Below are 23,090 nucleotides of genomic sequence, written 5' to 3'. Positions count from 1 at the left end.
AGGATCAGCGCGGCCTGCGCAACAGCAGGAAGAGAAAGGTCGGCACGCCCAGCAGCGCCGTGATCACGCCCACCGGCAACTGCGCCGGCGCGATCACGGTGCGCGCCACCAGGTCGGCTGCCATCAGCAGCGTACCGCCGAGCAATGCCGAAGCCGGCAGCAGCAGGCGCTGGTCGTTGCCCCAGGCCAGGCGCACCAGGTGCGGCACCACCAGGCCGACAAAGCCGATCGACCCGGCCGATGTGATGGCCACCGCGATCGCCAGCGAGGCCAGCACGAACACGGACATGCGTACCGCGCCCACCCGCACGCCCAGCGACTGCGCCACCGTTTCGCCGAGCAGCATCACGTTGAGCGCGCGCGCCAGCGGCATGGCCAGCAGCACGGCCAGTGCCAGCGCCCCCAGTGCAAGCCCGTAGCTGGCGGTGCCGCCAAGATCGCCGGTGAGCCAGAACAGCATGCCGCGCAGGCGCGCCTCGGGCGCCACGCTCAGGATCAGGGTGATCAGCGCACCCCAGCCCGCGGCCAGGATCACGCCGGTCAGCAGCAGCCGCGAGCCGGCCTCATGATGGCCGCCCTGCACCTGCGGGTGCAGCAGGTCGCGCCGCGCCAGCACGGCCACCAGCACCATCGAGAACAGCGCGCCACCGGCAGCGCCGGCCTGCACCGCCCACAACGGCCACATCATCAGCATGGCGGTCAGCGCGCCCGTGGCGGCGGCGCCCGACACGCCCAGCACATACGGCTCGGCCAGCGGATTGCGCAACAGCACCTGCATCAGCGCGCCGGTCAAGGCCAGCAAACCGCCGCAGGCAAACGCAGCGGCCGCGCGCGGCAGGCGCAGCTCACGCACGATGGCGCCGGCGGTATCGTCAGTGGCACCGGACAGCGCGTGCCAGACCTGGGCGCCCGACAGCGACACGCTGCCCACCGCCAGCGACAGCAGGAACACCGCCACCCCGGTGGCGGCCAGCATCAGCCAGACGGCGAATGCGCGGCGCATCTCAGGCGGCCACCATCAGCGCTGGCGCCAGCCCAGCGTGATAAAGCCGGCGCGTCCCTGCGTGTTGAAGGGGTAGGCGAGCTGGTAGTTCTTGTCGAACAGGTTTTCCACGCGGGCGGCGACGAACCATTGCTTGTCGATGTTGTAGCGGGCATTGAGGTTGACGATACCGTATCCGCCCAGCGTACGCGAGCCGCTATCGAGACGCGCCGACGAGATGATCCACTCGCCGCCCAGGCGGAAGTCGCCGAACTGGCGGCCCACGTCGAAGGCGACATGGCGGCGCGCGCGGCGCAGCAGCTGCGTGTTGCTCTGCTCGTCCACCGGGTTCTGGAAGGTCGCGCTGGCGCCCACGTCGGTGCCCATCAACCTGGCGCGCCAGGAAGCCTCGATGCCCTGCACCTTGGCCTTGTTGACATTCTGCGCCAGGTACAGGCCGCTGGGCTGCAACGCCGCGGTGATCAGGTTGTCGTAGCGGGTCTCGAACGCGGTCACGCGCAGCAAGCCGGCGCTGTCCGTGCTGTATTGCGCGCCCACCTCGACCGACTTGGCGCGCTCCGGCTTGATGCCGGGCTGGCCATAGTTGGGGTAGTAGAGTTCGTTGAAGGTGGGAGCGCGAAAGGCATTGCTGGCGTTGGCGATCAGCTTGATCGCGTCGGTCACGTTGTAGCCGTAACCGGCGAAGTAGCTCGCCTGGCTGCCGAAATCCGAATAGTGGTCGTTGCGCACATTGAGCTGCAGCTGGTGCTTGCCCAGGCGGCCATCGTAGCCGCCGAACACCGATGCAATATTGCGGCCCGGGGCGCCATAGACATTCGAGCTGAACTCCTGCTGCGCGTACTCCGTGCCGAACAGCAGCTTGTGGGTGGGCGCCAGCGCGTATTCGTTCTGCCAGGTGTACTGCCGGTTGCGCGTATTGAAGTTGCTGTTGAACAGGCCGTTCAAGGTGTTTTCGCTGTTGTCCCCGCTCTGGGCCACCTTGAAATGCGTGGTCCAGTCCCGGGTCAGCTTGCCATTGACGAACGCCGACACCGTGTACAGCTCGCTGTTCATCCACCAGACATCGGTGGGCTTGCCCGTGGTGCTGTCGTAGGAGAGCTTGCTCTTGGAATAATAAGCGCTGACACCGGCGTCCCAGTCGCTCGAGAATCGGTGCTTGAGCTGGCCCGATACACTCTTGTTGTCGTAGGGATTGTCGTTCGGGTTGGGGCCGATACCCTTCTTTGCCTTGGCCGGATTATCCCCGTTCCACTGCGCGGCGTTGATCGCCGAGAAGCCATCGGTCTTGAACGCGGAGCCGGTGACGTTGAACGAGGTGTCGCCCACCTGGCCGCCGTAGCCCACCGTAGCCTGGCGCGTATTGTTGCTGCCATACTCGACCTGTGCATTGGCCGTCGGCGGCTGGCCCTCGCCGCTCTTGGTAAAGATCTGCACCACGCCTCCGATCGCGTCCGAACCATAGAGCGCCGAGACGTTGCCGCGCACCACCTCGATATGGTCGATCTGGTCGGGCAGGATATTCGACAGCTGGGCGGTGCCGCTGCTGGCCGCCGAGACCCGCACGCCGTCGATCAGGATCAGCGTCTGGTTGGAATTGGCCCCGCGCATGAACAGGCTGGTATTGGCGCCCATGCCGCCATTGGTGGCAAACTCCACGCCGGCCTGGGTGCGCAGCAATGAACGCAGATCGGGCGCCTGCGAATTGACGATGTCCTGCCGGGTCACCACCGTGGTGTGCGGCAGCGCCTCGGTCAGCGGTTGCGCGGTGCGGGTGGCGGTAACCACCACCGGTGCGAGCTGGGTGTCGGCAACAGGCTGAGCGGCTGGCTGGGAGGCCGGCTGGGCGGTGGACGACTCGGCCGGCTGGGCCATGGCAACACCGGATGCGCTTGCGGCCAGCAAGGCGACCAGCGCGGCGGGCAGTTGGCGGGAGACGAAAACGGTAGCGGTGTGGCAGTGCGCCGGCAATGCCGGACGGCTCGACCTGGAAGACGATGAGCGCATGATGCGAAGTGGGAGAGAACAGCCTGGTCCGTTCCCCCGCGGACCGTCTGGCGACGAAGCGCGCCGCTGCTTCGTGCCGGAAGGCGGTGAAAAAAGCGGGCGCGCTCTCGTTCAGGCCGGTATCCGGGCTGACGACATCGGTCCGACCGCCTTCCCGAACCTTGCGGTTCAGTGGCATGTGGGTCGGCCTTGCGATCTTGCGATCGCGGTCGCTTACCGTTGCGGGGGCAGCACAGGTTGGCCCTACCCTGCCCTGGCGGCGGTGGCTGGCTCCCTGTTTCCCGTTGAACTGCAACCCTGTAGTGAATAGGATTACGAGCACCTGGAACGTGCGCGAGTGTATGCAGTTTCCAGTCCAGCGTCAATGGTGCGGGAAATCAGCAGGAAAACGGCTGGAAACAGGCATAAAGACGTCGCCACGAATGCCGTTAAGCGACGATGCGTGCAACTTTCGACGCGTTGGCCCGGTCACACCCGACTGCTTTCGCCGTGTGCGCGATGGCGCTTGGGCTAAAATCCCAATACCCGAGACCCTAGATATGACAGGCTCCATGCTCACCGAACTCGAACAACTCGCCGCCAAGATCGGGCGCGTGCTGCACCATGCCGACACCCTCGCGGCCGAGAACCAGCGGCTGCGCGAGGAAATCGACCGCCTGCAGGCCGAGGCCAGCCAGCTGCGCGGTGATCGCGAGGCCATGGCGGCCGACCGCGAACTGCTCAATATCAAGATCGAGGAAGCGCAGCTGCGCATCCAGTCCATCCTCGACAAGCTGCCCACCGCCAGCGACGCCCGCCAGCTCGACCTGCTGGGCGAAGGCGAGACACCCGCCCGCGGCGGCGAAAAAGCTACCGGAGAAAACGCATGAGCAATAAGCAAGTCGAAGTCAACATTGCCGGCCAGTCCTACCGGTTCGCGATTTCGCCCGACAACGAAGCCGCGCTGCTCGAAGCCGTGGCACTGGTAGACGACCAGATGACCCGACTAAAGGGGGGAGTCTCCGCCAAGGGCGTGGAGCGCGTGGCCGTGATGGCAGCCATCAGCATCGCCTCCGACCTGCTGTCGCTCAAGCGCAAGCAGCAGGAGGACGGCGCGATTCCCGTCGACGCGGTGCGCGCGCGCATCCGCGAACTCAACGAGCGCGCCGACGAAGCGCTGCGCCAATACGCCCACGTGGGCACCAATACGACCGCGCCGCGCGGCTGAAAATGCAGCCACTGGCGGTGCCCCGCACGGCACAGCCAGGGCGGCGATGCGTGCGCCGTGCATGCGTTATGTGGCCGACGTGCCGCGCGCGTCAGCAAAATGTAACGACAGGCAAAGACGGGCTTGGTATTGGAAAGCAGTGCGGTGTATAGTGGAGCCAAGCCGCACGAAGCCACATAGTTGCGGCGCTTAGGTCGGGTTATCGCGCCTGACCGCCGTTTTCATCCCATCCTAGTTCGAAACGGCAAACGTCTGACAGCACGTCCGGAGCAGTATGTTCGGTAGTGCAACAAAGTCAGACGTTTGACAGTTTCCCTGCCTGGTTCGTCAGGATCATATTCCTTGAACCGATAAGCATTTGTTGGTGCGGGATAATGCCGCGTGGGCGAGCGCGTCACTCGATTCATAGTCTGCAGTCCGGGACTCCCTGATTTGGTGATGTACCCGAAATGCGGCTTCCGCAGCCACTCTGAACCTCACTTGGGTTCAGGATGCCGATCCAGCGGCCGAGGCGGGGACCCCTCTAAAAGGCGGTGGTTTTTTGACCACCGCCTTTTTCTTTGCCCACGTTTTTTGCCCGCGTTTTTGCACGGGGCGCCCGCTTTCGCTTCTCCGCGCGCAGCCACCGGTGCCCGCGCACAGTTTTCTTTTACCCGGGCTTGCTGCACCATAGCGCTGTTGCCAACGCCACGCCTGCCCTGCCCATGAGCCGATCCCCGCAAGCCGATACCGCCGCGCGCGCCCGCCAGTACTGGCTGATGAAATCGGAGCCCGACGAGGCCAGCATCGACACCCTGGCCGAGCGGGGCACCTTGCCATGGACCGGCGTGCGCAACTACCAGGCGCGCAACTTCATGCGCGACGCCATGCGCATCGGCGATGGCGTGCTGTTCTATCACTCCTCCTGTCCGCAGCCCGGCATTGCCGGCCTGGCCGAGGTCAGCTCGCAACCCTACCCCGACCCCACCCAGTTCGACCCGAAGAGCGATTACTACGATGCAGCCTCCAGGCAAGACGAACCGCGCTGGATGCTGGTCGACGTGCGCTTTGCCGGCAAGAGCCCGCTGATCTCGCTGGCCGACCTGCGCGCGCACGAGGAACTGGCCGACATGGTCGTGCTACGCCGCGGCAACCGGTTGTCGATCACGCCGGTGACACCGGCCGAATGGCGCTTCATCACCACGCGGCTGATGCGCTGAAGCCGCGCTGCACCGGCGCGCATCGCGGCGCGACTGCGCCCAGCGGCGCAAGGCAGCGTGGAAACAGGCTGCCGGCAACATAACGGCAACACCCGCAAATTCGATCCCGCCTCATGAGCCCTTCCCTGATTCCCGGACTGCTGCTGCTCGGTGCCTTCACCGGCTTCTGCGCGGGCCTGCTCGGCGTGGGCGGCGGCATGATGATGGTGCCGTTTCTCACGCTGCTGTTCACCGCCATGGCCTTTCCGGCCGAGGCCATCGTGCATATGGCGATCGCCACCTCGATGGCGACCATCCTGTTCACCTCGCTGTCCTCGGTGCGCGCCCACCACAAGCGCGGCATGGTGCGCTGGAAGCTGGTGCTGGCCCTCGCGCCGGGCATCCTGATCGGCGGCATGATCGGTGGCGGCAAGGTATTCGCGGCCCTCAAGACCGGCTGGCTGTCGTTATTGTTCTCGCTCTTCGTCGGCTTCTCCGCGTGGCAGATGCTGCGCAACCGCAGGCCGGCGCCGCACCGGCAGCTGCCGGCCACGCCGGGCATGCTCGGCGCCGGCGGAGTGATCGGCTTCCTGTCCAGCCTGGTGGGCGCGGGGGGAGGCTTTGTCTCGGTGCCGTTCATGACCTGGTGCAATGTGCCCATCCACAACGCCGTGGCCACCTCGGCCGCGCTAGGCTTTCCCATCGCGGTGGCGAGCGTGATCGGCTATGTATGGAGCGGGCTGGGCCAGGCCGGGCTGCCGCCCGGATCGCTCGGCTATATCTACCTGCCCGCACTGGCGGTCATCGCCACGGCCAGCGTGCTGACCGCGCCGCTGGGCGCGCGCACTGCGCACAGCATGGACGTCGCACAGCTGAAGAAGATCTTCGCCTGCCTGCTGTTCTGCCTGTCGGCCTACATGCTGTGGAAGGCCTGGCATGCGTTCTGAACATCCGCATGGCGAAGAAAAGCCAGAGCGCGGCGGATACAAGTAGATACAAGGCCGATCGCGACGTTACGGAACGATCACCCGAGCCGCGCGTCTGATACGCATCGTTTTGAAAGGGAGAACGTCATGAAACAACTGCTTGCCGCAACGCTGCTGGGTACCACCGCCATGGCCGCTTCCGCCCAGGGCGGCGGTCCGGTCCACGAGCCGGCGCCCGCCGGCGTGCTGTCATTGTCCGCCCAGGCCGCCACCGAAGTGCCGACCGACGTGGTCCACCTCACGCTGACGGCCGAGCAGGAAGGTGCCGAGCCGGGCGCCATCTCCTCGTCGCTGTCGGCCAAGACGCAGGAAGTGATCGCGCAGGCAAAGCGTACCAGCGGCGTGCAGGCGCAATCCGGCGGCTTCAGCATCTATCCGTCCAACGACAAGAACGGGCGCATCAGCACCTGGCGCGGCCGCGCCGAGGTGATTCTGGAATCCCGCGACTTCACTGCGGTATCCAGGCTCGCGGGCCAGCTCGCCAGCCAGATGCAGGTGCAGAACATCAGCTTCTCGCTGTCGCGGGAAGCACGCCAGGCGGCCGAAGCCAGGCTCACCGAACAGGCCGTGGCCTCGTTCCGCGACAAGGCGCAGGCTACCACCAGACTGTTCGGCTACGGCAGCTATACCATCCGTGAAGTGCAGGTGGGCGAAGTCGGCGCGGTGCAGCCGATGCCGCGCATGTACGCGGCCAAGGCCATGATGGCCGACTCCGTGCCGGTACCGGTCGAGGGCGGCAAGGCCCAGGTCACCGTGACAGTGAACGGTTCGGTGCAGATGCTGAAGTAAGCCGCGCGCTCGCCGGCGGGGCGCATGCTTCCGTCTCCCATGCCTCGGGAGAGAACGAGCGCCTGCACCGCGTGACGACGGGGCGGCGGCATCGACCGCCACCCCGACCGGCCCGACCGGCCTACAAGGCCGCGAACTGCTGGCGCAGCACGTTCTTCTGCACTTTGCCCATGGTGTTGCGCGGCAATTCTTCCACCAGGTGCACGCGCTTGGGCACCTTGAAGTTGGCGATGTGCCCCTTGAGCGAGCCGATCAGGTTGGACTCGTCGAGCGCGGCGCCCGGCTTGCCGACCACCACCGCCACCACGGCCTCGCCGAAATCCGCGTGCGGCACGCCGATCACGGCGCTCTCCGCCACGCCGGGCATCTCATCGATGAAGCTCTCGATCTCCTTGGGGTAGACGTTGTAGCCGCCGGAGATGATCAGGTCCTTGCTGCGGCCGACGATGGTCAGGTAGTCGTCTGGCACCTTGCGCTCGCCGGCCTGGCTGACGATGGCGCCGCCGAAGCGGCCGACGTCGCCGGTCTTGAACCAGCCGTCTTCGGTGAATTCTTCCAGCGTCTTTTCCGGCATGCGCCAGTAGCCCTTGAACACATTGGGGCCGCGCACTTCCACATTGCCGATTTCGCCCGCCGCGCACGGCTTGCCGTCGCCATCCGCCACGCGCACCGACACGCCCGGCAGCGCCTTGCCCACGGTGCCGCCGATACGCTCGCCGGCCTCTGTCTCATACGGATTGGAGACCAGCATCACGGTCTCGCTCATGCCGTAGCGCTCCAGGATGGTGTGCCCGGTGCGCGCGCGGAACGCATCGAAGGTTTCCATCAGCAGCGGCGCCGAGCCCGACACGAACAGCCGCATGCGGCGGCAGGTGTCGTCGTCGAAACGCGGCTCCTGCAGCATGCGCACGTAGTAGGTCGGCACGCCCATCATCACCGTTGCGCGCGGCAGGAATTTCAGCACCTGCGCCATGTCGAGCCTGGGCGCCCAGATCATCTTGGCGCCGGCCAGCAGCGCGCCATGCGAGGCCACGAACAGGCCATGCACGTGGAAGATCGGCAGCATGTGCAGCAGCACGTCATCGCTGCGCCAGCCCCAGTATTCATGCAGGGTCCTGGCGTTGGCGGCCAGATTGCCGTGGCTCAGCATGGCGCCCTTGCTGCGGCCCGTGGTGCCCGAGGTGTAGAGGATGGCGGCGAGGTCGTCGGCGCCGCGCGCCACCGTGCGGAAGGTGTCCGGCTGCGCGGCGGCGCGGGCCAGTAGCGAGCCTGAGCGGTCCTCGTCCAGCGTGAAGACATGACGGGTGCCGTGGCGGAACGCCACCTTGGAGACCCAGCCGAAATTGGCGCTGCTGCACACCACCACGGCCGGCTCCGCGTTGCCGACGAAGTAGTCGATCTCGGCTTCCTGGTAGGCGGTATTGAGCGGCAGGTAGATGTAGCCGGCGCGCAGCGTGGCCAGGTACAGGAACAACGCCTCGGGCGACTTCTCCACCTGCACCGCCACCCGCGCGCCCTCGGGCAGCTTGAGCGCGCTCAGCAGGTTGGCCAGCTTGGCGGTGGCGCGGTCAAGGTCGTCCCAGCTGTAGTAGAGGCCGTCGTGGGTTTCAATGCAGCAGGCGCTGCGGTCCGCCGGAAAGCGGGATTCGAACAGGGCGAACAGGTTGGCGTTCATATTGCGGAAGATATAAAACGGAATCGGCAATAGCATAGGCGTGGGCGCTCGATAGCCGGCCAGCTCAACAGCCGGTCATGATAGGCCCGTTGCTACTGCCCGGTAAAGCGCGGCGGGCGGCGGTCCAGGAACGCGGCCACGCCCTCGGCATGGTCGGCGCTGCCGCCGTAGCGGAAGTGCGCGTCCTGTTCCGCCGCGCTCAGCGGCTCGGGCGACGCCGACAGGCGCCGGATGGTTTCCTTGTTGATGCGGGCAGCAAGTGGCGCGCCGGCAACAATGCGCGTCACCGCCGCTGCCACTTCGTCGGCCAGCCATTCGCGTGGCACGACCCGCGTCAGCAAGCCCTTGTCGCGGGCCTCGGCGGCGTCGAACACGCGCCCCTCCAGCAGGATTTCCAGCGTCACGGCGCGCCCCGCCAGGGCCAGCAGCCCGCCGAGCTCGCCGGGCGCCATGGGAAACCCGAGCCGGTTGATGGGCACGCCGAAGCGGCTGTCGTCGGCGGCGATACGCAGGTCGCAGTGACAGGCGATCTCCAGCCCGCCGCCCACGCAGACCCCTTCGATCCAGGCCACCGTGGGATGCAGGCAGCCGCAGACGGCGGCCAGCGCCGGCGCGATCACGTCGGCATGATAGCGGCGCAGCGCGGCGGCATCGCCACGCTCTTCGGGAAACTCTGCGATGTCGGCGCCGGCCGCAAAATTGCCGTCGGCGCCACGCACCACCACGCAGCGCAACGAGGTATCGGCCGAGAGCCGCGCGAAGCCTTCCGCCAGCGCGCGCCACATCGCCACCGAGATGGCGTTGAGCTTGCCCGCGTGCGACAGCGTGACGGTGGCGACGTCGCCGTCACGCGTGAACTCCACCGCACCGCTCATGCGCGCTCTCCCGGCATTCCGGGCGTATCGGTATGCATGCTTCGATTCCTCTTCAATCGGTTCAATCGACTCAATCGATCTTGGCGCCGGACTGCTGCACCACCTGGGCCCAGCGCTTGATCTCGGCGCGCTGGAACTGTGCAAACTGTTCCTGCGTGTAGACCGGGATATCCGAGCCGTTGGCAAGCCAGATCTGCTTCATCTCGGGCGTGCTCAGTGCTTTCTCCACTTCGGCATACAGTTTATCGACGATCTCCTTGGACGTGCCCTTGGGCACCCACATCGCATACCAGGTGGAGACGTCATAGTTCTTCACGCCGGCCTCGGCCGCGGTCGGCACGTTGGGAACGGTGGCCGAACGCTTGTTCGATGCCACCGCCAGCGCCTTGATGCGGCCGCCGCGGATATGCTGGGCCGAGGAACCGAGCCCGTCGAACACCATGTCCACCTGGCCGGCCATCAGGTCCGACAGCGCCGGCCCCGCCCCCTTGTAGGGAATATGGGTGATGAAGGTCTTGGTCTGCAGCTTGAACAGCTCGCCCGCCAGATGGTGGGAAGAGCCGTTGCCGGCCGAGCCGTAGTTGAGCTTGCCGGGATTCTTCCTGGCGTAGTCGATCAGCTCGCCCAGCGTGCTGGCGGGCACCTTCGCCGGGTTCACCACGATCACCTGCGGCGGCTGCGCGATCACCGTGACCGGGATGAAATCCTTCTCGATGTCGTAGTCCAGCTTCTTGTAGAACGACGGTGCGATCGCATGGTGGGCACCGCCGATGAAGACGGTGTAGCCATCCGGTGCCGCCTTGGAGGCGATGCTGGCGCCCACCGTGCCGCCGGCGCCGCCGCGATTGTCGATCACGAACTGCTTGCCCATCTGCTTGGAAAGCTGCGCGGTGAGCGGACGGGCAAAGGCGTCGGTGCCGCCGCCGGCTGGGAATGGCACGATCACGGTGACCGGCTTGGACGGCCAGGCATCGGCCTGCGCCGCGGTGGCAACCGCGCCAAGACCCGCGCCGAGCGCGCAGGCCAGCCCTGCCAGTTGAAACTGACGACGATTCATTGTTCTGTCTCCTCTCTCTTATGCTGCGGAAGGTATTTCGAAGGATCAAGCAAAGGGCTGCCCGAACAGCCCGGCGACAAGGCCCTGCCTACGACCTGGCCAGGGTCACAACAACTTCCCGACGGCGCGGCTGATCCGTGGGTTGCCGTTGCCGAGGCGAGCCAGATTGTCATCCAGCGCCTCGGTCACGTAGAGGTAGTTGACCATCATGCCCAACGACTGCGCGCGCCCCTTGCGGGACAGGTCGGCAGCCCAGTTCAGGCGCTCCACGCAGGCGCCGTTGCCCAGGTGGAAGCGCGCCACCGGATCGGCCGGCAGCGCCTGCTGGCGCTCGCGCACCAGATAGTGCGCGGCCAGCGCCAGCGCGGTGTCGCGCACCTGCGCGTCCTCCGAGCCGGCAGGCAATGCGGCGAGCCAGGCGGCGCCATCCGCCGGCTGGCTGCCATGATGGCCGCGCCAGCGCGCGAGCCGCTTGTCGCCCAGCACCCTGGCGACCGTCTCGCCATCCTGCTTGCGCAGCCACTCGGCGAAACCGGGAATCGGCGACAGCGTGGCGAACTGCTTCAGCTTGGGGAATTCGCGCTGCAATTCCTCGATCACCCGCTTGAGCAGGAAGTTGCCGAAGCTCACGCCGCGCAAGCCCGCCTGCGTATTGGAGATCGAATAGAAGATGGCCCACTTCACGCGCCGCAGGTCCTCCAGCGGCGCGGCCTCGTCCAGCAGCGCATGGACGTTGGCCGCCATCTCTGGCACGAACGCCACCTCGACGAAGATCAGCGGCTCGCGCGGCATGCGCGGATGGAAGAAGGCGTAGCAGCGGCGGTCCGAGTCGAGCCGGTTGCGCAGGTCGGCCCAGGAGGCGATCTCGTGCACGGCTTCATAGCGGATCAGCTTCTCCAGCAGCGAGGCCGGCGAGTCCCAGGTGATCGGCTGCAGCTCCAGCAGGCCCACGTCGAACCAGTTGGAGAACAGCGCCTCGAGATCGTCGTCGAGCGGACGCAGGCCCGGCACGCGTTTATGCCAGCGCAGCATGTCGGCGCGCAGGCCGATCAGGAAATGCAGGCCGCAGACGCTGCCGCCCTGCTCGCCGTGCAAGGCCGCCAGCCGCTTGAAAAAGCGGATGCGCGCGTTGGACAGCGCTTGCGACAGTCCGGAGGCGGACTTGCCCGCCTTGCCGTCCTCGCCCGCCTCCGCGCTGCCGCTGGCCGCCACTTCCGCCAGCACGCCGAGCATGGCCTGGCGCGCATCGTCTCCGGCCGCCTCGTACTCGGCGCGCCAGGATTGCGCGGCGGTATTGGCGGCGCCGTCGGTCAGGCGCGCGTCGAAGCACTGGCGCAATTGCTCGCGCTGCCGGCGCAGCACGCGCGCCGGCAATACCGCAGCCTTGGCGTCGGCCCTGGCATCCGGCCTGGCCTTACCGGCGGCATCGCGCTCGCCCTTGCGCCCCCACCAGCGGCCAAAGCGCGACAACAGGGTTTCACCGGCGGGCTCGTGGCCGCTGAGCGGCGCGCTGACTTTCTGTTCGCTGAGGGAATCCATTGGCTACCTGCTATCGATCGATGGAAGATTTGTCCGACGAGCCGGCGCTGCCGCCGTCCTTGCCCGCCAGCCGCAGGCGTCCACGCCGCGGCGCGCGGGTATCCGGCACCGCGTCGGCGGTGCCGGCATGCGGCGCCGCCTCCGCCGCATCCAGCGCCCGGAGCGCGCCGCGCTGGCGCAGCAGGTGCGTCTTCATCAGCGTTTCGGCGCCCTCGGGATCGTGCGCCTTGAGCGCGGAGAACACGGACAGGTGCTCGGCGCAGGACTCCTGCATGCGCCCTGGCAATTTCAGGCTCTTGTGGCGCGACAGCCGCAGCACCTTGCGCAGGTCGCCGATCAGGCCGGACAGCCAGCGGTTGCCGGCCAGGCGCTGGATCGCTTCGTGGATCTGGTAGTTGGTTTCGTAGTAGGCGTCGATATTGCCGGCCTGCGCGTAGCGCGCCAGGTCGGCGTGCAGGCTTTCGAGCGCGTCCAGGTCGGTGCTGGTGGCATTGCGCGCGGCCTCGTAAGCGCAGCGCCCTTCCAGCAGCGCCATCAGCGGAAAGATTTCGTCGAGGTCCTGCTCGGACAGCGCATTGACGAAGCACCCCCGGCGCGGCTCGAGGCGCACCAGCCCTTCGGCGGCCAGCACCTTGAGCGCCTCGCGCATCGGCGTGCGGGAGATCCCCATCGAGCCGGCCACGCTGGCTTCGTCGATCCACGCGCCGGGCATCAGTACGTGCTCGTCGATCATGGCGCGCAGGCGCTCCGCGACTTCGAGATACAGGGCCTGCTGGACGATGCGCATGACGTCTCCGGAGGGAAGATGGCGTTGGCATCGGGATGGCTGCCGCAGTGTCTTGCCAGTCCCAATAATTCATAATTATGAATAACCGTAGCGGGATGACAAGCGAATTCGATGCTGCGGAGCCGCATAAGTCACTCCCGCATGGCAGGCGGGACTGCCGGAAGGCGGCTCGCGAGGCGCCGGCGCGGCGAAGCCGGGGACCGTGCGCGGACCGCGCTTATCCGGCCTGCTGCAAGATCCTGCGCGCCCGCTCCAGCACCGGCCGGTCGACCATCTTGCCGTCGACGGCGACCGCAGCGCCATTGGCATCCGCGGCAGTGGCCACGATGCGCTGCGCCCAGGCGAGCTGGTCGGCGGACGGCGCCAGGCCGGCATGCACCGGCGCCACCTGCTGCGGATGGATCAGCAGCTTGGCGCCAAAACCGAAGCGGCGCGCGCGCGCGGTGTGCCGGGCCAGTTCCGCGGCATCGCCCAGCGCCGTGCAGACGCCGTCCACCGGCGCCGGCAAGCCCGCCGCGCGCGAATGCGCCACCAGCTTGCTGCGGAAATAATCCAGCGGCTCGTCCTCGTCCGCCACGTCAAGGTCGAACATCAGGTCGATGCTGCCGAACAGCAGCCGCACCACGCCGGCGGCGCGGCTCACGTCGCGCAGGTCGGCAAAGCCGGCCGCGGTTTCCATCAGCGGATAGCAGCGGGCCTGCGGCATGGCGCGGGCCAGGGCCGCCAGCGCCACCGCGTCGGCCTTTGGCAGCACCAGGCCGAAGGCCTGCTGCGCGCGGCACCAGTCCAGGTCGCCCGCGTGATACTCGCTGCCGGCGGCATTCACGCGCACCAGCAGTGCCACGCCGGCAGCAGCAGCCTGCGCCTGCCATTGCGCCCAGCCTGCGCGCAGGCCCTCGCGGGCGGACACCTTGGCCTGCGGCGCCACCGCGTCCTCGAAATCCACGATCACCGCATCGGCACCCGATCCGATGGCGGGACCGATGCGCTCGGCACGCGTGGCGGGCACGAACAGGTAGCTGCGCGCCAGCGCATGCAGCTTGGCGGTCGCGCTCATACCGCCCCCACGCCGCGCAGCGCCTCGACTTGCGCGGGCGTCAGGCCCAGTTCGGCCAGCACCGCGCCGGTATGCTGGCCGACCGCGGGCACCGGGTCCATGCGGGCGTCCTGCGCGCCCGGCGGCAACAAGGCCGGCACCGGGCCCGCCGGCGTTTCGACCTGCCGCCAGCGTTCGCGCGCGGCCAGCTGCGGATGGGCCCAGACGTCGGCCATGGTGTTGACGCGCGCATTGGCGATGCCCGCCGCGTCGAGGCGCGCGGCAACCTGCTCTGCGTCGAGGGCGGCAAAGGCTGCCACGATGCGCGCGCGCAGCGCGGCGCGATTGGCGCTGCGCAGGCTGTTGTCGGCATAGTCGGGATGCGCTGCCAGCGCCGGGTCCTCCAGCACGCTCGCGCAAAACACCTTCCACTCGCGTTCGTTCTGCAGGCCCAGCATCACGGTCTTGCCATCGCCGGTGGGAAACGGGCCATACGGGTAGATGGTGGCGTGGGCCGCGCCGGCGCGCGGCGGCGGCTCGGCGCCGTCGAAGGCATAGTAGAGCGGAAAGCCCATCCACTCCACGGTGGACTCCAGCATCGAGATGTCGATGCGCTTGCCGCGCCCGCTCTGGCTGCGCTCGATCAGGGCCGCCAGGATATTGCTGTAGGCGTACATGCCGGCGGCGATGTCGGCCACCGAGGCGCCAGCCTTGACGCCTTCCGCAGGCGTGCCCGTCACCGACACGAAGCCCGATTCGCTCTGCACCAGCAGGTCGTAGGCCTTCTTGTCCCGGTAGGGACCATCGGCGCCATAGCCCGAGATATCGCAGACGATCAGGCGCGCAAAGCGCTCGCTGAGCGCGGCGTAGTCCAGCCCCAGCCGCGCCGCCGCGCCGGGGGCCAGGTTCTGCACCAGCACGTCGGCCCTGGCCAGAAGCGCATCGAGCACGGGCGCCGCCTGCGCGTGCTTGACGTCGAGCGTGAGGCTTTCCTTGGAACGGTTGGTCCAGACGAAGTGCGAGGACAGACCGTGCACGCGGCCATCGTAGGCGCGCGCGAAATCGCCCGCGCCAGGGCGCTCTATCTTGATCACGCGCGCGCCGAGATCGGCCAGCTGGCGCGTGCAGAAAGGCGCGGCGATGGCCTGCTCCAGGGAAACGACGGTGATGCCTTTCAGCGGTTGGGACATGGCTTGATCCGGTGGCACGGTGGTGCGATGACGGGTTGGAAGGTGCCGGCGCGCACGCGAGCGCGCACGGCCAGCCCACAATCTAGCCGCAGCCGCGCCCGCTGGGAAATAGGGAATACCTGGCGGGCTATAAGTAGAATAAATACCTGCCCCGTTCCTACCCTTCCTCCAGCATCCAAGGACACCCGATGGATATCCGCTCCATGCGCTACTTCGTGGCCATCGTCGATCACGGCAGCCTGACCCGCGCCGCCGAAGTGGCGTGCGTGGCGCAGCCCGCGCTGAGCCAGCAGCTGGCCGCGCTCGAAGCCGAGTACGGCGTGCCGCTGGTGCACCGCGGCCCCAAGGGCGTGAAGCCCACCGAAGCCGGCAAGACGCTGTACCGTCATGCGCGCACCATCCTCAAGCAGGTGGAAAGCGCCGGGGCCGACGTGCGGGCCGCGGGCGCCGAGGTCTCCGGCGCGGTCGCCATCGGCCTGCCCACCACGGCCGCCGCCGCCTTCGGCATGCCGCTGATCCGCGCGGTGCGGGAGCGCTATCCGCAGGTGCGCCTGCAGCTGTTCGAAAGCATGAGCGGCTATATCTCGGAACTGCTCAACAACAACCGGCTGGATTTCGCCATCCTGTTCCGCGATACGCCCTCGCGCGCGATCGAACCCGAGGCGCTGGCGAGCGAGTCGCTCTACCTGATCGGCAACCTGCCGGAGAGCACCGGCGCCCGCCGGCGCCGCCCGGCCGGGGCTGGCCGCGACACCATCGCGCTCAAACAGCTGGCGGGCGTGCCGCTGGCGCTGCCAAGCGGTTCGCAGGGCCTGCGCGAAGTGCTCGAGCGCAACTTCGCGCAGGCCGGCGTTGCGCCGAACGTGGTGGCCGATCTCGACTCCCTGTCCTGCCTGCTGGCCACCGCGCGCGAGGGACTGGCCTGCACCATCCTGCCGGCCTCCGCGGTGAACCCCAGCGATGCCGCCATGCCCACCCGGCTGATCCTGCCCGAGCTGCGCCGTACGCTGTCGCTGTGCTGGCCGCGCGCGTTGCCGCGCACGCGCGCGGCGGAAGCGGTGGCCGAGATCCTGCGCGAGATCGTCGCCGCGCGCATTGCGCAGGGCGGCTCGCTGAAGCCGGCGCCGGGCATGCCGGACGCCGTGCCGGAATAAATAATACTTATGGCGCTAGTCGGCGATTGAATTTCCCGGGCGTGAACCCCTCGTGTAGAGTTGCCGCCAGCAACGGGCAAAGGCGCGGCCAGACGAAAAAGCCGGTGCGCCACCCGACATCGAGGAGACACCATGCAACGCACCCGCCATGCCCTGGCCGGCATCGCCGCGGCGATCACGCTGTTCGCCAGCGTCGCCGCGCAGGCCGAGGCCTACCCGGTCAAACCCATCCAGATGATCGTGCCGCAGGCGCCCGGCGGCACCAACGACATCGTCGCCCGCCTGGTCGCGGCCGATCTGTCGCAACGCCTCGGCCAGCAGGTGGTGGTGGAAAACCGCCCCGGCGCCGGCGGCAATATCGGCACGCAGGCAGCCGCGCGCGCCGCGCCCGACGGCTACACCCTGCTGATGACCATCAGCAGCACACAGGCCATCAATCCCTCGCTGTACCGTCAGGTGCCGTTCGACCCGGTGCGCGATTTCGAGCCGATCTCGCCGGTGGCAAGCGTGCCCAATGTGCTGGTGGCCAATCCCGCTTTCCCGGCCAGGACGCTGCCGGAGCTGATCGGCATGGCCAGGGCCAAACCCGACTACTACCGCTTCGCCTCTGCCGGCAACGGTACCCTGAACCACCTGCTGGGCGAGATGCTCAACAGCATGGCCGGCATCAAGCTGGAGCACGTGCCCTACAAGGGCGTGGCCCCGGCGCTCAACGACGTGCTCGGCAACCAGGTGCCGCTGGCCTTCGCCAGCCTGCCGTCGGTGCTGCCGCATATCAAGGCGGGCAAGGTGCGCGCGCTCGGCGTCAGTTCCGCCAAACGTTCGCCTTTCGCGCCGGACATCCCCACCATCGGCGAGACCGTGCCGGGCTATAGCGGCGACCTGTGGGTGGGCCTGTTCGCGGTCAAGGGCACGCCCAGGGAGGTCACGCAGAAGCTGTCCCAGACCATGCAGGCAGCGCTCGCCGACAAGGCCCTGCGCGACAAGCTGGCAGCGCAGGGGGCGGAAGCGCTCACCGGCACGCCGCAGCAGTTCGCCGCCATGCTCAAGGCCGATATGGACAAGTGGGCCGTGATCGTGAAGAAGTCCGGGGCGCAGGTGGACTGAGGCCGCAGCGGGCGGCTTGATGGTCAGAGCGAGGCCTCGTGGCACGGCCGGTTCGCTCCCCTCTCCCGCTTCGCTTCTTGTAGCTACTAGCCCCCCTCTCCCCATGCGCGGAGAGGGAGTGACAACCATCGGGCACTTCAAACTGCGCTGGCGCGTCCGGTCAGCCTGGTCCGGCGCTTTGGGCTGAGGTTGTCAAGCGTGTGAGGCCAGCAGAGCAGCCTGCACCCGCTATCCTTTCATCCGCCGCCAAAGGCGCTATCGCACCGAAGCCTGCGCCGCATGCCCGCGGCGATAAGCCCACACCACCATCGCCACGCCCGCCAGGATCATCGGCAGGCTGAGCCACTGGCCCATGGAGAAGTTAAGCGCCAGCAGGCCAAGGAAATTGTCCGGCTCGCGCGCAAACTCGGCGAGGAAGCGGAAACCGCCGTAGCCGATCAGGAACACGCCCGAGACCGCGCCCATGGGCCGCGGCTTCCTGGAGAACAGCCACAGGATGATGAACAGCGCCACGCCTTCGCCGGCGAACTGGTAGAGCTGGGAAGGATGGCGCGGGATATTGTCGCCGGCCTGCGGGAAGATCATGCCCCACGGCAGGTCGGTGGGGCGGCCCCACAGTTCGCCGTTGATGAAGTTGCCGATGCGCCCTGCGGCCAGGCCGCAGGGGATCATCGGCGCGATAAAGTCGGTGACCTCCATCCAGTGCCGGCCGCGCAGCTTGGCGAACAGCCACATCGCCACCACCACGCCCAGGAAGCCGCCGTGGAAGGCCATGCCGCCCTCCCACACCTTGAAGATCTCGAGGGGGTGGGAGAAATAGTAGTCGGCCTTGTAGAACAGCACATAACCGAGGCGCCCGCCCAGGATCACGCCCAGCACGCCATAGAACAGCATGTCGTCCAGGTCCTTGGCGCTCCATCCCTGGGCGGCGATATGCGGCTGGCGGATGCGCAGCCGGCCGAACCCCAGGAACATGATGAAGCCGGCGAGGTACATCAGCCCGTACCAGCGGATGGCGAGCGGGCCGAGGTGAATGGCGACCGGATCGAATTGGGGATGAATCAGCATGTTTGCCGTGAAGTTGGGTTGTAGGAAGACCGCATGCGTCCTGTGTCCGGTGACCTGCGCGCCCTGCATCGGGAAGCCGCCGGGGCGCCGGACTCAGCGCTCGGGCTGCGGCTGCGCCGGGCGCCTTCTGCCCGGCTTGCGGTCCGGTTGGTCGCCGGGTTTTATTTCCGGCTTTATGCCAGCCTTTTGCGTCACGGTCATGGCAGCAGCCAGCGCCCCGGCAATCTCGATAAACGACCCCAGCACCGGGCTTACGCTGCCCGCGCCGGCCTCCCGCCAGACCAGGCCGGTCTCGATATCGGGCCCGGCACCGCGCAACGGCAGGTAGGACACACCGGTACGCCGAAGGTTGCAAAGCGAGGCCGGCACCAGCGCCACGCCCATGCCGGCCGACACCAGGCTGACGATGGTCTGCATCTGGATGGCCTCCTGGGCAATGACCGGCGTCAGGCCTTCGCGCGCATAGCAGCCCGTAATGATGTCATAAAACGCCGGCGCGCTTCGCCGCGGGAAGATGATAAGCGGCTCATGCCCCGCATCTTTGAGTGAAACACTACCATCCGCAGCGGCGCCCTCCCCTTCGGCGCCAGCCGGACGCCAGCCCTGCGGCACCGCCATCACCAGCGGTTCGCGCACCAGCGGCAGGTAGCAAACGCCAGGCGGCATCGCCGGCAGTTGCGGACGGATCACCAGCCCGGCATCGATGCTGCCCTCCATCAGCGCCTCCAGCTGGATATCGCTGGTGGCTTCACGCAACTGCAGGTGCACCATGGGATGGCGCGTGCGAAAGCGCCGCAGCAGGTCGGGCAGGATGCCGTAGTCGGCCGTGCTGACAAAGGCCAGCGAGAGCGAGCCGGCCTCCCCCCGCGCCAGCCGCTGGGCGAGTCCCGGCAGCGCGGCGGCGTCGGCCAGCACGCGGCGCACCTCGGGCAGCCATTGCTGGCCGGCCGGGGTCAGCGCCACGGAACGCCGTGTGCGGGCGAACAGCTGCACCCCGATCTCCTCCTCCAGCGCCTGGATCTGCTGGGATAGCGGGGGCTGGGTCATGGCCAGGCGGCGCGCAGCATGGCCAAAATGCAGCTCTTCGGCCACGGTGACGAAATAGCGCAACCGGCGCAGGTCCACATCGGCTCCTGATATGTCTTTCGACTCAATAAAGGTTGAATAATATATTTGACACCATAAAAGGCAAGCGGCATGCTCTCCTCGACAACATGGCGAGCGCCTGCCCGGTCTTCAGGTGGCAGATAGCTGAACCAGCCAAACCGCCTGCGCAGGCCGGCACACTTCCCCCCGGAGATTCCCATGGCATACAACAAACGCTCGCAGCACATCACGCAAGGCGTGGCGCGCTCCCCCAACCGTTCGATGTACTACGCGCTGGGCTACAAGAAGGAAGACTTCGACAAGCCGATGGTAGGCATCGCCAACGGCCACTCCACCATCACGCCGTGCAACTCCGGCCTGCAACGCCTGGCCGACGCCGCTGTTGCCGCCATCAAGGCCTCCGACGCCAATCCGCAGATCTTCGGCACCCCGACCATCTCGGACGGCATGTCGATGGGCACCGAAGGCATGAAATACTCGCTGATCTCGCGCGAGGTCATCGCCGACTGCATCGAGACCGCGGCCCAGGGCCAGTGGATGGACGGCGTGGTCGTGATCGGCGGCTGCGACAAGAACATGCCGGGCGGCATGATCGCGCTGGCGCGCACCAATGTGCCGGGCATCTACGTCTACGGCGGCACCATCAAGCCGGGCAACTGGAAGGGCAAGGACCTGACCATCGTGTCGTCGTTCGAGGCCGTGGGCGAATTCACCGCCGGCCGCATGACCCAGGAAGACTTCGAAGGCGTGGAAAAGAACGCCTGCCCGTCGTCGGGCTCGTGCGGCGGCATGTACACCGCCAACACCATGAGCTCCTCGTTCGAGGCGCTGGGCATGTCGCTGCTGTACTCGTCGACCATGGCCAACCCGGACCAGGAAAAGGTCGACAGCGCCGCCGAGTCGGCACGCGTGCTGGTCGATGCCATCAAGAAGGACATCAAGCCGCGCGACATCATCACGCGCAAGTCGATCGAGAACGCGGTCTCGCTGATCATGGCCACCGGCGGCTCCACCAACGCCGTGCTGCACTACCTGGCGATCGCCCACTCGGCCGAAGTGGAATGGACCATCGACGACTTCGAGCGCATCCGCCGCAAGGTGCCGGTGATCTGCAACCTGAAGCCCTCCGGCCAGTACGTGGCCACCGACCTGCACCGCGCGGGCGGCATTCCCCAGGTCATGAAGATCCTGCTCAAGGCCGGCTTGCTGCATGGCGATTGCCTGACCATCACCGGCCGCACCCTGGCCGAGGAACTGGAAAACGTGCCCGACACCCCGCGTGCCGACCAGGACGTGATCCTGCCGATCGAAAAGGCGCTGTACAAGGAAGGCCACCTGGCCATCCTGAAGGGCAACCTGGCCGAAGAAGGCGCGGTCGCCAAGATCACCGGCCTGAAGAACCCCGTCATCACCGGCCCGGCCCGCGTGTTCGAGGACGAGCAAAGCGCCATGGACGCCATCCTGGCCGACAAGATCAACGCCGGCGACATCCTGGTGCTGCGCTACCTGGGCCCCAAGGGCGGCCCCGGCATGCCTGAAATGCTGGCCCCCACCTCGGCCATCATCGGCAAGGGCCTGGGCGAATCGGTCGGCTTCATCACCGATGGCCGCTTCTCGGGCGGCACCTGGGGCATGGTGGTCGGCCACGTCGCTCCGGAAGCCCACGTGGGCGGCACCATCGCGCTGGTGCACGAAGGCGACTCCGTCACCATCGACGCGCACAAGCTGCTGCTGCAGCTCAACGTGAGCGAGGAAGAGCTGGCCAGGCGCCGCGCGGCATGGAAACAACCGGCCCCGCGTTACACGCGCGGCGTGCTGGCGAAGTTCTCCAGGCTGGCTTCGACGGCGAGCAAGGGGGCTGTGACGGACTGAGGCTGAGGCATACGGTCCGGTCTTCACTGCCGAAATGGAAAAAGCCCGCGAGCGATCGCGGGCTTTTTCCATGGTGCGATGGAGGCTGCGTGAGGCCAAGCGAATTGCCCTGACATGCAATCCCCCACAGCCACAGTCCGAAGAACGAGAACGAAGGACCGAAGGGACCGAAGGCCCGAAGCATCCCAAGAAAGAAGCGCTGTTCCCCCAACACCGACTCGGTGTAGCCGTGTTTGCCGCCTCGAGGGGCGGCAAACACCCAAGCGCGATGCGAAGCGAGCCGTCAGGGTTTGCTGGCCGTATGGGGCGCCTTCTTTGCCTACTTTCTTGGCAAGACAAGAAAGTAGGCCGCCTCCCCGCAGGGGAGGTGAAACTGCCTTTGACTTTAGGCTTTTGAAGTTAAGCAGTTGCAGTTGCAATCAAACCGTACCCCCTCCCCTCACATCCCGCCCGGGTCCCGCTCGATCTCTTCCAGCGTGGCGTCCAGCCATTCCACCAGCCGGGCCTCCAGCGCCTGCGTCAGCTCCGACGCCAGCTGTGCTGTCAGCGGGGCCAGCCGCGATTGCAGCGTGGCCTCGGTATGGGCCTCCACCACCTGCGGCCATTCGGTGCGAAAGCGCATCATCACGCGGGTCAGCAGCTCGCTGCGTACCGCGCGCAGTTCTTCCTCGCTGGGCGGCGGCGCGCTGGCGTGGGAAACGGAATAGGCGCCGTCACGCGTGGACGGCGCCGGCTGGGACAGCGTCGGCACGTCGGGCACGGGAACGGCAGAGCCAGGCTCCATCGGCATGACGACGTGGGTCACAGCCCCAGGCCAGGCCGCGTCGTTAAGCTGCGCAGGCGGGCCGGCGTCACCGGCCCGCGCCGCGGCGCCGGGCATGGCCCCCGCGCCGGGCAGGGGCGGCGTGGCGCCATCGGCGGGCAGTTCAACGACCTCCGTCAGCAACGGGATGCTGTCGTTCGGCCCCATGCGCGGAATCACGCGCGAGGTGGTGCGTTCGGTCATGCGGCGCCCCCCTTGCCCTGCCCGGCCTGGGCAATATCGTGGTGAGCCAGCGGATAGCCGCGCTCACGGTAGAGCCGGAAGCGCTCGCGGCCCGCGGCGCGGTCGTCGGCGTCGCTGCCCACCACCTCGATCATGCGCTCGAAGCTGGCGAACTGCGCGGGCGGCCGGGTGTCGAGGTTGATCAGGAGCTGGTGATGCGGGGCCTGGTCCAGCGTGGCCGCCAGCACGATCGGCGTCACCTCGGCGTGCGGGCTGTCGACCCCGCAATGGGGCAGGAAATCAAGCGCGGAGAATGTCCACAGGCGCATGTCGAGTTGCGCCAGCTGGTCCGGCGTGCCATGCACCACCAGCTTCTGGCCGGCGCCGTAGGCCTTGCGGACCAGCCGGCAGGCGTAGCCGAGCTTGTCGGGCACGTTGCTGTGGAAATCGATACGCGTCATGGGCAAAGAA

The 23,090-nt window shown here is 67.4% G+C and carries 21 protein-coding genes, 1 other RNA gene and 1 riboswitch; of the genes, 9 read left to right on the top strand and 13 right to left on the bottom strand.

Annotated features, from left to right (window positions below):
* Positions 1-4: 4 nt before the first annotated feature.
* A complete protein-coding gene (locus AC3FOF_RS00970) occupies positions 5-1,003 on the bottom strand; it encodes a FecCD family ABC transporter permease (RefSeq protein WP_488725542.1) in 999 nt (332 codons plus the stop codon).
* 15 nt (positions 1,004-1,018) lie between these two features.
* A complete protein-coding gene (locus tag AC3FOF_RS00965; RefSeq protein ID WP_488725680.1) occupies positions 1,019-2,875 on the bottom strand; it encodes a TonB-dependent receptor plug domain-containing protein in 1,857 nt (618 codons plus the stop codon).
* 229 nt (positions 2,876-3,104) lie between these two features.
* A riboswitch (cobalamin riboswitch) is annotated at positions 3,105-3,349 on the bottom strand.
* A 209-nt stretch (positions 3,350-3,558) separates the two neighbouring features.
* On the opposite strand from AC3FOF_RS00965, the gene AC3FOF_RS00960 reads away from it, so the two are divergent.
* From AC3FOF_RS00960 to AC3FOF_RS00935, 6 genes are all read left to right on the top strand, one after another.
* On the top strand, positions 3,559-3,876 hold the full coding sequence (locus AC3FOF_RS00960; protein ID WP_017225216.1) for a hypothetical protein: 318 nt from the start codon (positions 3,559-3,561) through the stop codon (positions 3,874-3,876).
* Complete coding sequence (locus AC3FOF_RS00955; RefSeq protein WP_017225215.1) at positions 3,873-4,214, top strand: cell division protein ZapA; 342 nt, start codon at positions 3,873-3,875, stop codon at positions 4,212-4,214. Before AC3FOF_RS00960 ends, AC3FOF_RS00955 begins: the two co-directional genes overlap by 4 nt.
* 309 nt (positions 4,215-4,523) lie before the next feature.
* Positions 4,524-4,736, top strand: a non-coding RNA gene (ssrS, locus tag AC3FOF_RS00950) — 6S RNA.
* A 182-nt stretch (positions 4,737-4,918) separates the two neighbouring features.
* Complete coding sequence (locus AC3FOF_RS00945; protein ID WP_017225214.1) at positions 4,919-5,413, top strand: EVE domain-containing protein; 495 nt, start codon at positions 4,919-4,921, stop codon at positions 5,411-5,413.
* A 113-nt stretch (positions 5,414-5,526) separates the two neighbouring features.
* Positions 5,527-6,339 (top strand): sulfite exporter TauE/SafE family protein, encoded by an 813-nt coding sequence (locus AC3FOF_RS00940; protein ID WP_017225213.1) that lies wholly within the window; start codon positions 5,527-5,529, stop codon positions 6,337-6,339.
* Positions 6,340-6,465: 126 nt separating this feature from the next.
* Positions 6,466-7,167: an SIMPL domain-containing protein gene (locus AC3FOF_RS00935; protein WP_017225212.1), complete on the top strand. Its 702-nt coding sequence runs from the start codon at positions 6,466-6,468 to the stop codon at positions 7,165-7,167.
* A 121-nt stretch (positions 7,168-7,288) separates the two neighbouring features.
* Here the strand turns inward: AC3FOF_RS00935 and AC3FOF_RS00930 are convergent, their stop codons facing one another.
* The 7 genes from AC3FOF_RS00930 to AC3FOF_RS00900 form a co-directional block, all read right to left on the bottom strand.
* On the bottom strand, positions 7,289-8,842 hold the full coding sequence (locus tag AC3FOF_RS00930; protein ID WP_488725679.1) for a malonate--CoA ligase: 1,554 nt from the start codon (positions 8,840-8,842) through the stop codon (positions 7,289-7,291).
* A gap of 92 nt (positions 8,843-8,934) precedes the next feature.
* On the bottom strand, positions 8,935-9,717 hold the full coding sequence (locus tag AC3FOF_RS00925) for an enoyl-CoA hydratase/isomerase family protein (protein ID WP_276269406.1): 783 nt from the start codon (positions 9,715-9,717) through the stop codon (positions 8,935-8,937).
* 70 nt (positions 9,718-9,787) lie between these two features.
* Positions 9,788-10,774 (bottom strand): Bug family tripartite tricarboxylate transporter substrate binding protein, encoded by a 987-nt coding sequence (locus AC3FOF_RS00920; protein WP_488725541.1) that lies wholly within the window; start codon positions 10,772-10,774, stop codon positions 9,788-9,790.
* Positions 10,775-10,879: 105 nt separating this feature from the next.
* The gene (locus AC3FOF_RS00915; protein ID WP_488725540.1) at positions 10,880-12,313 is read right to left on the bottom strand and encodes a malonyl-CoA decarboxylase domain-containing protein; all 1,434 of its coding nucleotides are present in this window, start codon (positions 12,311-12,313) and stop codon (positions 10,880-10,882) included.
* Between the two features lie 10 nt (positions 12,314-12,323).
* Positions 12,324-13,100, bottom strand: a complete 777-nt coding sequence (locus AC3FOF_RS00910; protein ID WP_488725539.1) for a GntR family transcriptional regulator — start codon at positions 13,098-13,100, stop codon at positions 12,324-12,326.
* 217 nt (positions 13,101-13,317) lie between these two features.
* Entirely contained in the window at positions 13,318-14,157 is an 840-nt protein-coding gene (locus AC3FOF_RS00905; protein WP_488725538.1) for an HpcH/HpaI aldolase/citrate lyase family protein, read from the bottom strand.
* Positions 14,154-15,326, bottom strand: a complete 1,173-nt coding sequence (locus AC3FOF_RS00900) for a CaiB/BaiF CoA transferase family protein (RefSeq protein WP_488725537.1) — start codon at positions 15,324-15,326, stop codon at positions 14,154-14,156. Before AC3FOF_RS00900 ends, AC3FOF_RS00905 begins: the two co-directional genes overlap by 4 nt.
* A 188-nt stretch (positions 15,327-15,514) precedes the next feature.
* On the opposite strand from AC3FOF_RS00900, the gene AC3FOF_RS00895 reads away from it, so the two are divergent.
* Together AC3FOF_RS00895 and AC3FOF_RS00890 are read left to right on the top strand one after the other, a co-directional pair.
* On the top strand, positions 15,515-16,480 hold the full coding sequence (locus AC3FOF_RS00895; protein WP_488725536.1) for a LysR substrate-binding domain-containing protein: 966 nt from the start codon (positions 15,515-15,517) through the stop codon (positions 16,478-16,480).
* Between the two features lie 132 nt (positions 16,481-16,612).
* Positions 16,613-17,587: a Bug family tripartite tricarboxylate transporter substrate binding protein gene (locus AC3FOF_RS00890; protein WP_488725535.1), complete on the top strand. Its 975-nt coding sequence runs from the start codon at positions 16,613-16,615 to the stop codon at positions 17,585-17,587.
* A gap of 255 nt (positions 17,588-17,842) precedes the next feature.
* On the opposite strand, the gene lgt is transcribed toward AC3FOF_RS00890, so the two are convergent.
* Complete coding sequence (gene lgt, locus AC3FOF_RS00885; RefSeq protein WP_488725534.1) at positions 17,843-18,655, bottom strand: prolipoprotein diacylglyceryl transferase; 813 nt, start codon at positions 18,653-18,655, stop codon at positions 17,843-17,845.
* A gap of 93 nt (positions 18,656-18,748) precedes the next feature.
* The gene (locus AC3FOF_RS00880) at positions 18,749-19,780 is read right to left on the bottom strand and encodes a LysR family transcriptional regulator (protein ID WP_488725533.1); all 1,032 of its coding nucleotides are present in this window, start codon (positions 19,778-19,780) and stop codon (positions 18,749-18,751) included.
* A gap of 180 nt (positions 19,781-19,960) precedes the next feature.
* Here AC3FOF_RS00880 and ilvD point away from each other — a divergent pair, with 180 nt between their 5' ends.
* Positions 19,961-21,634, top strand: a complete 1,674-nt coding sequence (gene ilvD / locus AC3FOF_RS00875; protein WP_017228593.1) for a dihydroxy-acid dehydratase — start codon at positions 19,961-19,963, stop codon at positions 21,632-21,634.
* 439 nt (positions 21,635-22,073) lie between these two features.
* On the opposite strand, the gene AC3FOF_RS00870 is transcribed toward ilvD, so the two are convergent.
* Together AC3FOF_RS00870 and AC3FOF_RS00865 are read right to left on the bottom strand one after the other, a co-directional pair.
* Positions 22,074-22,640: a hypothetical protein gene (locus tag AC3FOF_RS00870; RefSeq protein ID WP_017228592.1), complete on the bottom strand. Its 567-nt coding sequence runs from the start codon at positions 22,638-22,640 to the stop codon at positions 22,074-22,076.
* Complete coding sequence (locus AC3FOF_RS00865) at positions 22,637-23,080, bottom strand: DNA polymerase III subunit chi (protein WP_017228591.1); 444 nt, start codon at positions 23,078-23,080, stop codon at positions 22,637-22,639. The genes AC3FOF_RS00870 and AC3FOF_RS00865 overlap by 4 nt, the downstream gene beginning before the upstream one ends.
* Positions 23,081-23,090 lie beyond the last annotated feature (10 nt).

The sequence above is a fragment of the Cupriavidus sp. 96C5-1 genome, assembly GCF_057798855.1.
Note: the sequence above shows the minus strand (reverse complement) of the source record. Positions and strands in the feature narration are given on the sequence as shown.

Bases quoted from the DNA above. Each gene is read 5' to 3' on its own strand.
- AC3FOF_RS00900 (WP_488725537.1), bottom strand. From the start codon at position 15,326: ATGTCCCAACCGCTGAAAGGCATCACCGTCGTTTCCCTGGAGCAGGCC.
- AC3FOF_RS00940 (WP_017225213.1), top strand. From the start codon at position 5,527: ATGAGCCCTTCCCTGATTCCCGGACTGCTGCTGCTCGGTGCCTTCACC.
- AC3FOF_RS00905 (WP_488725538.1), bottom strand. From the start codon at position 14,157: ATGAGCGCGACCGCCAAGCTGCATGCGCTGGCGCGCAGCTACCTGTTC.
- ilvD (WP_017228593.1), top strand. From the start codon at position 19,961: ATGGCATACAACAAACGCTCGCAGCACATCACGCAAGGCGTGGCGCGC.
- AC3FOF_RS00955 (WP_017225215.1), top strand. From the start codon at position 3,873: ATGAGCAATAAGCAAGTCGAAGTCAACATTGCCGGCCAGTCCTACCGG.
- AC3FOF_RS00970 (WP_488725542.1), bottom strand. From the start codon at position 1,003: ATGCGCCGCGCATTCGCCGTCTGGCTGATGCTGGCCGCCACCGGGGTG.
- AC3FOF_RS00865 (WP_017228591.1), bottom strand. From the start codon at position 23,080: ATGACGCGTATCGATTTCCACAGCAACGTGCCCGACAAGCTCGGCTAC.
- AC3FOF_RS00930 (WP_488725679.1), bottom strand. From the start codon at position 8,842: ATGAACGCCAACCTGTTCGCCCTGTTCGAATCCCGCTTTCCGGCGGAC.
- AC3FOF_RS00965 (WP_488725680.1), bottom strand. From the start codon at position 2,875: ATGGCCCAGCCGGCCGAGTCGTCCACCGCCCAGCCGGCCTCCCAGCCA.
- AC3FOF_RS00960 (WP_017225216.1), top strand. From the start codon at position 3,559: ATGCTCACCGAACTCGAACAACTCGCCGCCAAGATCGGGCGCGTGCTG.
- lgt (WP_488725534.1), bottom strand. From the start codon at position 18,655: ATGCTGATTCATCCCCAATTCGATCCGGTCGCCATTCACCTCGGCCCG.
- AC3FOF_RS00915 (WP_488725540.1), bottom strand. From the start codon at position 12,313: ATGGATTCCCTCAGCGAACAGAAAGTCAGCGCGCCGCTCAGCGGCCAC.
- AC3FOF_RS00920 (WP_488725541.1), bottom strand. From the start codon at position 10,774: ATGAATCGTCGTCAGTTTCAACTGGCAGGGCTGGCCTGCGCGCTCGGC.
- AC3FOF_RS00935 (WP_017225212.1), top strand. From the start codon at position 6,466: ATGAAACAACTGCTTGCCGCAACGCTGCTGGGTACCACCGCCATGGCC.
- AC3FOF_RS00890 (WP_488725535.1), top strand. From the start codon at position 16,613: ATGCAACGCACCCGCCATGCCCTGGCCGGCATCGCCGCGGCGATCACG.
- AC3FOF_RS00925 (WP_276269406.1), bottom strand. From the start codon at position 9,717: ATGAGCGGTGCGGTGGAGTTCACGCGTGACGGCGACGTCGCCACCGTC.
- AC3FOF_RS00945 (WP_017225214.1), top strand. From the start codon at position 4,919: ATGAGCCGATCCCCGCAAGCCGATACCGCCGCGCGCGCCCGCCAGTAC.
- AC3FOF_RS00910 (WP_488725539.1), bottom strand. From the start codon at position 13,100: ATGCGCATCGTCCAGCAGGCCCTGTATCTCGAAGTCGCGGAGCGCCTG.
- AC3FOF_RS00895 (WP_488725536.1), top strand. From the start codon at position 15,515: ATGGATATCCGCTCCATGCGCTACTTCGTGGCCATCGTCGATCACGGC.
- AC3FOF_RS00870 (WP_017228592.1), bottom strand. From the start codon at position 22,640: ATGACCGAACGCACCACCTCGCGCGTGATTCCGCGCATGGGGCCGAAC.